Origin of the sequence: Streptomyces sp. PU-14G (assembly GCF_041028275.1) — a bacterium.
Classification (GTDB): domain Bacteria; phylum Actinomycetota; class Actinomycetes; order Streptomycetales; family Streptomycetaceae; genus Streptomyces.
The window spans coordinates 1-8,435 of sequence record NZ_JASKYT010000308.1 but is presented as its reverse complement, the minus strand read 5'-3'; the positions used below and the strand labels follow the sequence as shown (position 1 = coordinate 8,435).

Annotated in this window: 10 protein-coding genes; 5 read left to right on the top strand and 5 right to left on the bottom strand. The window is 72.5% G+C overall.

The window, feature by feature from the left end:
- The coding region (locus AB8Z75_RS26965; RefSeq protein ID WP_369206398.1) for a carbohydrate-binding protein at window positions 1-1,387 on the top strand (1,387 nt) is incomplete at its 5' end.
- A 260-nt stretch (window positions 1,388-1,647) separates the two neighbouring features.
- Here the strand turns inward: AB8Z75_RS26965 and AB8Z75_RS26960 are convergent.
- Window positions 1,648-2,187, bottom strand: a complete 540-nt coding sequence (locus AB8Z75_RS26960) for a hypothetical protein (RefSeq protein ID WP_369206396.1) — start codon at window positions 2,185-2,187, stop codon at window positions 1,648-1,650.
- A 108-nt stretch (window positions 2,188-2,295) separates the two neighbouring features.
- Between AB8Z75_RS26960 and AB8Z75_RS26955 the strand changes: the two genes are divergently transcribed.
- On the top strand, window positions 2,296-2,778 hold the full coding sequence (locus AB8Z75_RS26955) for a MarR family winged helix-turn-helix transcriptional regulator (RefSeq protein ID WP_369206394.1): 483 nt from the start codon (window positions 2,296-2,298) through the stop codon (window positions 2,776-2,778).
- Window positions 2,779-3,072: 294 nt separating this feature from the next.
- Window positions 3,073-3,630, top strand: coding sequence for a MarR family winged helix-turn-helix transcriptional regulator (locus AB8Z75_RS26950; RefSeq protein ID WP_369206392.1), 558 nt, complete (start codon window positions 3,073-3,075; stop codon window positions 3,628-3,630).
- A gap of 40 nt (window positions 3,631-3,670) precedes the next feature.
- On the opposite strand, the gene AB8Z75_RS26945 is transcribed toward AB8Z75_RS26950, so the two are convergent.
- Window positions 3,671-3,889, bottom strand: a complete 219-nt coding sequence (locus tag AB8Z75_RS26945) for a DUF2277 domain-containing protein (RefSeq protein ID WP_369206390.1) — start codon at window positions 3,887-3,889, stop codon at window positions 3,671-3,673.
- A gap of 116 nt (window positions 3,890-4,005) precedes the next feature.
- Between AB8Z75_RS26945 and AB8Z75_RS26940 the strand changes: the two genes are divergently transcribed.
- The gene (locus tag AB8Z75_RS26940; protein ID WP_114022045.1) at window positions 4,006-4,476 is read left to right on the top strand and encodes a Crp/Fnr family transcriptional regulator; all 471 of its coding nucleotides are present in this window, start codon (window positions 4,006-4,008) and stop codon (window positions 4,474-4,476) included.
- A gap of 37 nt (window positions 4,477-4,513) precedes the next feature.
- Here AB8Z75_RS26940 and AB8Z75_RS26935 read toward each other — a convergent pair whose 3' ends face one another.
- The gene (locus tag AB8Z75_RS26935) at window positions 4,514-5,692 is read right to left on the bottom strand and encodes a rod shape-determining protein (protein ID WP_369206388.1); all 1,179 of its coding nucleotides are present in this window, start codon (window positions 5,690-5,692) and stop codon (window positions 4,514-4,516) included.
- A 143-nt stretch (window positions 5,693-5,835) separates the two neighbouring features.
- Entirely contained in the window at window positions 5,836-7,761 is a 1,926-nt protein-coding gene (locus AB8Z75_RS26930) for an ABC transporter ATP-binding protein (protein ID WP_369206386.1), read from the bottom strand.
- Window positions 7,762-7,957: 196 nt separating this feature from the next.
- Here AB8Z75_RS26930 and AB8Z75_RS26925 point away from each other — a divergent pair, with 196 nt between their 5' ends.
- On the top strand, window positions 7,958-8,197 hold the full coding sequence (locus AB8Z75_RS26925; RefSeq protein ID WP_369206384.1) for a DUF397 domain-containing protein: 240 nt from the start codon (window positions 7,958-7,960) through the stop codon (window positions 8,195-8,197).
- Here the strand turns inward: AB8Z75_RS26925 and AB8Z75_RS26920 are convergent.
- A partial coding sequence (locus tag AB8Z75_RS26920; protein WP_369206382.1) for an ATP-binding protein occupies window positions 8,160-8,435 on the bottom strand: 276 nt, incomplete at its 5' end. The genes AB8Z75_RS26925 and AB8Z75_RS26920 overlap by 38 nt on opposite strands.

Here is an 8,435-nt window from a genome sequence, read left to right as displayed (position 1 = left end):
CACCCGCCCCAGACCGACCCCCGTACGCCACCGTGCCGCCGCGGCGGCTGCGGCCACACTGGCGACCGCCGGTCTCGTGCTGGCCGGGCTCACCGGGCCGGCCCAGGCCAGGCCCGCCGACGACGCCCGCGCGTCCGCCGCCCGCGCCGGGACCGCCACCCCCGACCCCGACCTGGTCGAGGCGATGACCCGCGACCTCGGGCTGACCACGGCGCAGGCCGAGAAGCGGCTGGTCAACGAGGCCGACGCCGCCGACACCGTGGCCGCGCTGCGCACCGCGCTGGGCGACAGCTACGCCGGCGCGCACGTCAGCGGGAAGACCGCGGCGCGGCTGACCGTCGCCACGACCGACGCGAAGGAGCGCGCCCGCATCACCGGGGCGGGGGCCACCGCGCGCGTCGTCGAGCGTGATCTGGGCGCGCTCGACCGCGTGCAGAAGGCGCTCGACCGTGCTGCCGGGCGCGCGGCCCCCGAGGGGGTGCGCGTGTGGTACGTCGACACCCGGCACAACGACGTCGTGGTCGAGGCGGCGGACAAGGACGCCGCGCGGGACTTCCTCGCGCGGGCGGGCGTCCACGCCGACGCGGTGACGGTCCGGCACACCGACGCCGAGCCCCGCACCTTCGCGGACCTGCGGGGCGGCGACGCGTACTACATGAACGGCAGTGGCCGTTGCTCCATCGGCTTCCCCGTCACCCGGGGCGGTGGCCAGGCCGGGTTCGTGACGGCCGGCCACTGCGGCACTCCCGGCACACCGACCTCCGGCTACAACCAGCAGGCGCAGGGCAGCTTCCAGGGCTCCACGTTCCCCGGTCGCGACTACGCCTGGGTCGCCACCAACGGCAACTGGACGCCGCGCCCGCTCGTCAACGGCTACGGCAACGGCGACGTGACCGTGGCCGGTTCGACGCAGGCACCGGTAGGCGCGTCGGTGTGCCGCTCGGGATCGACGACCGGCTGGCACTGCGGCACCGTCCAGCAGCACAACACCAGCGTGACGTACCCGCAGGGCACCGTCTCCGGCGTGACGCGGACGAACGTGTGCGCGGAGCCGGGGGACTCGGGCGGCTCGTTCATCTCCGGCGACCAGGCCCAGGGCATGACCTCGGGCGGCTCGGGGAACTGCACCAGCGGCGGAACGACGTTCTTCTTCCCCGTCAACCCCGCCCTCCAGGCCTACGGCCTCACGCTCGTCACCAGCGGTGGCGGCGGCCCGACCGACCCGCCGACGGACCCGCCGACCGAGGGGACCTGGGCGGTCGGCACCGCGTACCAGGTCGGCGACCAGGTCACCTACAACGGTGTCACCTACCGCTGCGTCCAGGCGCACACCGCGCAGCCGGGCTGGAACCCGCTGGACGCGCCCTCCCTGTGGGCCCGCGCCTGACGGAGTGACCGGCCGCAGCGCTTCTGGCCGACCGCCTCCCCGTTGTCTTCGTGGTCTCGCCAAGGAGCCGCCGGCCTCCGGGCCCGGCCCGGCACACGGCCCGGCCGTCGAGGTGCCTTCGCGTCTCGCGTCCGGGCTGACAGGGCTGACAGGGCCGATTCGCTGTTCTCGTCGATATCGCGCGTGCGCGGCGCGTGCGGCCGGGTTCCCGCTGCCGCTCGCGCGACGCGTGCCGCGGAGGCCGTCGCCCCACGGCACGCTCAGCGTGCGAGCCGGCGGGCGACGCCCAGCGTGCCGAAGTCGACCGTGGCGCCTGTGCGGCGGGCGCGAACGAGGACGCCGGCGGTCCGGACGGTGATCATGGCCAGGACCATCAGGACGAACGCGGTGCCGTAGGTGGCGGCCGGGACGTGATGCTGCGCGGAGAACGAGACCAGGGCGTGGGTGAACCAGTGGGTCGAGCCGTAGGCGAACAGCATGCGCAGGGCCATGGCGGCCGTCCACAGTGCGGCGTAGGGCCAGCCCGCGACGGTGACCAGGCGGGAGTCAGCCGGGTCGCGGCGGACCTCGATCAGGGCGAGCGAAGCGGCACCGAACAACAGACCGATCCCGAGTCCGGCCGCCTCGATCAGGCGGGCCGTGTCCCCGGCCGGTATCTCCTTGAGGTACGAGAACCCCACGCCCGCGACGACCGCGACGGGCAGTAGCAGCCGCCTGGCGTCCGGACGCCGCGTACCGAGCTGAGTGGCGAGGATCGCGACGAACACGCCGGTGTAGAGCAGGTAATCGCTGAGGCTCATGGTGCTTCTCCAATGGGTTCCGGGCTCGCAGCCCCTGTCGACCTCCGCCAAGATGCATCCCCAGAGATCAATCTGTCAAGATGTATCTACGAAGATATATATTCGGAGATGTATTTTGAGGGGATGGAGATGAGCGACCTGTACCAACTCGGCCGCCGCCTGGCCGAGATCGCCCTCGAAGGCATGGGCGCGCCCGCGCTCAACCTCGCACCGGGCGAGTTCCTGGTCCTCCAGGACCTCTTCCTGCATCGCCGCAGCACAGTCGGCGACATCGCCAAGCGCACAGGACTGGCGCAAAGCCGCGTCTCCACCAGCGTGCGCGCCCTGGCCGCCCGCGACTGGGTCACCACCGCGGCCGATCCCGCCGACGGCCGCAAAACCCTGGTCGACCTCACCGAGGCCATCCGCGCCGCCAGCGAGCAGCGCCGCGCCGCACACGCCGACAACGCGCTGACCACCGCGCTGGCCGGCGTCGACGAGGAGGAACGAGACACCCTCCTGTCCGCTCTCGCCCGCCTCCATCACCTCCTCGTCACCGACCACCCGCCGCGCCGGTTCCCCCACACGGCGACACCCCCAACCCCTCAGTAGTCCCCGGAAGCGCCTTCGCTCGGTCGAACCCCGCACGAGCGCGCCCGTACGCGCCCTTGTCGAGTGGCGCGGCGGGCTGACGCCCGGGGCGGGACCCCGCTCCGCCCTCGCTGTGCCCCCCGGCGGCAGAATTGAGCGGTGAACGGGAGACGACACCTCGGGCGAGAGGGGCAGCGCGTGCCGGAGGACACCGCACCCGGCGAGAGAGCGGACGCGAACGGAGGTGGGGCGGCCGAGCGGGGCCGCCGGACGGGAGGGGCCCCGCCGCTTGCGGGGCCTGAGGGCGACGCCGAGGTGGCCGAGGGCGCAGCGGGCTCGGAGGGCCCAGAAGGCGCAGAAAGTTCCGACGGGGACGTCGTCGCCAGGGTCCTGGGCCAGTGGCAGCGGGTGCTCCCCGATCTGGACACCGAGCCGATCGGCGTCATCGGGCGCCTGACCAGGTGCGCGGCGCTGCTGCGGCAGGCGTCCGACGCGCCGTTGGCACACGAGGGGTTCTCACGCCCCGAGTTCGACATCCTCAGCGCCTTGCGCCGTGAGGACCGCGAGCTCAGCTTCGGCCGGCTCGCCAGGGAGACGTACGCCTCGGGCACGGCTGTCACCAAGCGGGTGCGCACGCTGGAGGAGAAGGGCCTGGTCGTACGGCGCCCGGACGCCCGGGACCGGCGCGTGGCCCATCTGTCGCTCACCGACGGCGGCCGTGAGCTGGTGGACCGGATCATGCCCGAGCAGGTCGCCTACGAGCGGTCGCTGCTGGCCGGACTCGGGGGCGAGCGGCGTGAGCAGCTCACCGAGGTGCTGGGCGAGCTGCTGCACCTGCTGGAGGGCCGGGAGGGGGCACGCGAGAGCGGCTGAGGCCGAGCGGGACGCGGGACGCGGGGCGCGGGGCCGCGGCTCAGCGGGGAGTCGAGCCTTTGACCCGGAGGCTCTCCAGCAGTCTGCCGGTCGCCTCGGCGATCTGCTCGACGGCCAGGTCGAAGGCTTCCTGGTTGTGCGCGGCGGGTGCCCGGAAGCCGGACACCTTGCGCACGTACTGGAGGGCGGCTGCCCTGACGTCCTCGTCGGTGACGCCCTCGGCGTAGGGGGGACGCAGTGTCCTGATGTTCCTGCACATACTGCCGACGGTACGTTCCGTCCGGCTGTTACTCGCCTGTTCGGGTGATGCGCGTTACGCTGAAAATGCCGTGACGTGGGAATACGTCGCTCTGTTCCCGGAAGGGAGGGCGGGCCATGCAGACCACGACGGGACTGCTCGCCGAGCTGACATCCGACCAGCGCGAACGGGTGCGCTCCCTTGGACACGAAGTGCACTTCGAAGCCGGAGAGCAGATCTTCGAAGAGGGCACCAGAGCCGACCGCTTCTGGATTCTGCACACCGGCTCCGCGACACTCGCCATGCACATACCAGGGCACAGGGACGTGGCCATCGACCATGTCCGCCACGGGGAGCTGCTCGGCTGGTCCTGGATGTTCCAGCCGTACGTGTGGTCGCTGGGCGCGCAGGCGGACAGCCCCGTACGCGCGCTCGAATTCGACGCGCAGTCGGTGCGGTTGCTGTGCGAGGAGGACAAGGACCTGGGCCTGGCGATGACGCGCTCCATCGCGGCGGTCATGGGCGACCGCCTCCAGCGTTCCCGCTCCCGTCTGGTGGACCTCTTCGGCCCCTACGCTCCGAGAGACCGGGCCGCCGGGGCCATCTGAGTCCCGGCGCGGCGGTCGCGGTCGCGCGGGCCGGTGGTCACCCCGCCTCCTGGCCCGGCACCGGCACCGCCTCGGCGGCGGCCGTCCCGCCCTCGGGCGCGCCGATGACCTCCCGGTCCCCCGCCAGGGGGTGGTGCCCGGACAGCGCGTCGCGCGCCGTGCCCGCTTCCTCGGCCCCGGCGTCCCCCGCCGGATCCGGCGCGAGACGCCCGGCCATCAGGGCCGCCAACCCGTTCACCGAGCTCAGTTCGGGTTCCTGGGCGAGTTGCACGCCCATGCCGGTGTGCTCACGCAACTGGTCGGCGAGCCCCGGCAGCACGGCGCTGCCGCCGGTGAGGACCATGCCGCGATCGGCCAGGTCGGCCACCAGGTCGGGCGGGCAGCGGTGCAGGACGGCGCGGATGGTGTCCAGCAGCCCGGTGAGCGGGGTCTGGATGGCGCTGCGCACCTCTTCGGGGTCGATGGTGACGGTACGGGCCAGACCCGTCACCACGTCGCGGCCCTGTACGTCGATCAGGCCGGTGTAGACGCCGTTGCCGACGCCGCCGCTGCCGAGCAGCGCCAGGTGCAGCGGGCGCACCTCCTGGCTGGGCAGCAGCAACTCGTGCCGGTTGCGCAGGTACTGCACCACGGCATGGTGGATGGTGTCGCCGCCCAGGCCCACCGTCCCCGCCGCGACGATCGCCCCCACCGAGACGACCGCCACCTGGGTCGTGGTCGTGCCGCACACCAGCACCATGGCCGCCTCCGGCTGGGCGACCGGCAGACCGGCGCCGATCGCCGCCGCGATGGGCGCCTCCACCAGCTCGACGCGGCGCGCGCCCACGCCGGTCAGCGTCTCCACGGCGGCGCGGCAGGCCAGCGGGTCCGCGTCGTGCGGGACGGTGGCCAGCGCGTGGCTCATCACCCGGCGCCGTTTGACGCGGCGCAGCCGCTCACCGACGAGGGACCGCACCATCCGGCGCGCCATGTCGATGTCCCGCACGGTGCCGCCGGTGACGGGCCGGACGACCCGGATGTGCTGGGGGGTGCGCCCGTCCATCCGCTCGGCCGCGTCGCCGACCGCGATCAGCGCGCCCGAGGAGGTGTTCACGGCGACGACCGACGGCTGGTCGACGATCAGCCCCGATCCCTTGGCGTAGACGCGGGTCCTGGCGGCGCCCAGGTCGACGGCGACGGAGCAGCGGGTCAGGGCCTCCAGGCTGGAGCAGCTCATGGCGCTCGTGTCCTTCCGGGATTCGTGCGGCGGTCGGCCGGCCGGCGTCGAGGAGGGGCCGCCCCGCGGGCGGGCCGTGCTCCCAGCCTGTGCCGCCCCCTCCTGTGCCGCCCGCCGAGCGCGCCCGCCCGGGTGAGGGCCGCTCACGCGAGCGCGCTCACCTCGGCTCCGCCGCCCCGGCCGCCGGTACGGCTTTCGCCCGCGGCGCCGGTCTCGCTGAACTGGGTGCGGTAGAGCTGTTCGTACCGGCCGCCCGCGGCCAGCAACTCCTCATGGGTGCCCCGTTCGACCACCCGGCCCGCCTCCAGGACGAGGATCTGGTCGGCGGCCCGCACGGTGGACAGCCGGTGGGCGATGACCAGGGAGGTGCGGGAGGCCAGTGCCTCGCCGAGCGCCTCCTGGACGGCCGCCTCGGAGGTGGAGTCCAGGTGGGCTGTCGCCTCGTCGAGCACGACGACCTGGGGCCGGGCCAGCAGCAGGCGGGCGATCGTCAGGCGCTGCCGTTCGCCGCCGGAGAGCCGGTAGCCGCGCTCGCCGACCAGGGTGTCCAGACCGTCGGGCAGGGAGACGATCAGCTCGTCCAGGCGGGCGCGGCGCAGCGCGGACCACAGTTCCTCGTCGGTCGCGTCGGGGCGGGGGAGCAGCAGGTTGGCGCGGATGGTGTCGTGGAAGAGGTGGCCGTCCTGGGTGACCATGCCGAGCGTGGCCCGCAGAGACGCGGCGCTCAGGTCGCGCACGTCCCTGCCCCCGATGCGGACGGCGCCGCTGTCGACGTCGTAGAGGCGGGGGGCCAGCGAGGCGAGCGTGGACTTGCCCGCTCCGGAGGAGCCCACCAGGGCGATCATCTGTCCGGGTTCGGCGCGGAAGGAGATGCCGTGCAGCACTTCCTCGCCGCCCCTGGTGTCGAGGGTGGCGACCTCCTCCAGGGAGGCGAGGGAGACCTTGTCGGCTGAGGGGTAGCTGAAGTGGACGTCGTCGAACTCGACGGCCGCCGGCTCCTCGGGCAGTTCCTCGGCGTCCTCCTTCTCCTCGATCAGCGGCTTGAGGTCGAGCACCTCGAACACCCGCTGGAAGCTGACGAGCGCGCTCATCACCTCCACGCGGGCGTTGGCCAGTGCGGTCAGCGGCGCGTACAGGCGGGTCAGCAGCAGGGCGAGGGAGACGACGGCGCCGGGGTCGAGGCTGCCGCGCAGCGCGTAGGTGCCGCCGAGCCCGTAGACGAGGGCGAGCGCGAGGGCCGCCACCAGGGTCAGGGCGGTGAAGAAGACCTCCTGCACCATGGCGGTGCGCACGCCGATGTCCCGTACGTGTCCCGCCCGTCGGGCGAACGCGGCCGACTCCTCCTTGGGCCGCCCGAACAGTTTGACGAGGGTGGCGCCGGGCGCGGAGAAGCGCTCGGTCATCTGGGTGCTCATCACCGCGTTGTGGTTGGCCCGCTCCCGCTCCAGCCGGGCGAGCCGTGCCCCCATCCGCCGGGCGGGCAGGACGAAGACGGGCAGCAGCGCGAGGGTGAGCAGGGTGATCTGCCAGGAGAGGTTGAGCATCACCACGAGGGTCAGCAGCAGGGTGACGAGGTTGCTGAAGACCCCGGAGAGGGTGGAGGAGAAGGCGCGCTGCGCTCCGATGACGTCATTGTTGAGTCGGCTGACAAGGGCACCTGTACGAGTGCGGGTGAAGAAGGCCACCGGCATGCGCTGCACGTGGTCGTAGACGGCGGTACGCAGATCGAGGATGAGGCCTTCACCGATGCGCGCGGACAGCCAGCGGGTCAGAATGCCGACCCCTGCCTCCGCCAGTGCGATGGCCGCGATCAGGCCGGCGAGGACGAGCACGGTGGAGGTGCTCTCGTGCTGGTCGATGGCGTTCATCACCCGGCCCGCGAGCAGGGGTGTGGCCACGGTGACGACCGCGAGCACGCTGCTGAGCAGCAGGAACGCTACCAGTTTACGGTGGTGGCGGTGTGCGAAGCGGACGATGCGGCGGACTGTCGCGGCCGAGAACGGGTGCTGGTCCTGGTGGGCGTGGCGCGAGTTGTAGAGCGCGTTCCACGCGGTCATCTCCATGCTCATGCGGCGAAGTTAGAACTTGAAGTCAAGTTCAAGTCAAGGGTCTGACCCGCAGTGATGACGCTGCGACCGCGGGTCGTGCACGTGCATCGGCACATGCATCGGTACGTGAACGCAGTTATGATCCCGGGGAGTTGGCAGTCGGCACTGACCTGCTGTTCAACCCGCACGGCCCACCGGACGAGTCCAGGAGACCCCAGTGCCTCACGCGTACAACGGCATGGCCGCCAAGGACCTCCAGGGGGTCGTGTGGCGGAAGAGCCGGTTCAGCAATTCGCAGGGAACCTGCGTGGAACTCGCGAAGCTGCCCGACGGCGGCATCGCCATGCGCAACTCGCGCTTCCCCGAAGGTCCCGCGCTCGTCTACACGCCGGCGGAGGTCGAGGCGATGATCCTCGGCGTCAAGGCCGGGGAGTTCGACGACCTGTTGCGTCCATGACACTCCGGGTGCCCGCGCTCTCGCAGGCGCCCCCGTTCACCCGGAAGAGGGCCCATACGACCTTCCCGGCCTGCGGGCCCGGCAGCGGGTGCCACCCCCAGGTGTCGCTGAAGGAGTCGACCAGGCACAGACCCCGGCCCGACTCCGCCGTGATGCCGAGCGCCTCGGCCTCCCCCAGAGGATCCAAGGCGCTCGACGCGTCCCACGCGCCATCGGCATCCACGACGCCCCCGTGTCC

Coding starts and splice junctions, on each gene's coding strand:
- AB8Z75_RS26960 (WP_369206396.1), bottom strand. CDS start 2,187: ATGAGCCTCAGCGATTACCTGCTCTACACCGGCGTGTTCGTCGCGATC.
- AB8Z75_RS26955 (WP_369206394.1), top strand. CDS start 2,296: ATGTATTTTGAGGGGATGGAGATGAGCGACCTGTACCAACTCGGCCGC.
- AB8Z75_RS26945 (WP_369206390.1), bottom strand. CDS start 3,889: ATGTGCAGGAACATCAGGACACTGCGTCCCCCCTACGCCGAGGGCGTC.
- AB8Z75_RS26940 (WP_114022045.1), top strand. CDS start 4,006: ATGCAGACCACGACGGGACTGCTCGCCGAGCTGACATCCGACCAGCGC.
- AB8Z75_RS26935 (WP_369206388.1), bottom strand. CDS start 5,692: ATGAGCTGCTCCAGCCTGGAGGCCCTGACCCGCTGCTCCGTCGCCGTC.
- AB8Z75_RS26930 (WP_369206386.1), bottom strand. CDS start 7,761: ATGAGCATGGAGATGACCGCGTGGAACGCGCTCTACAACTCGCGCCAC.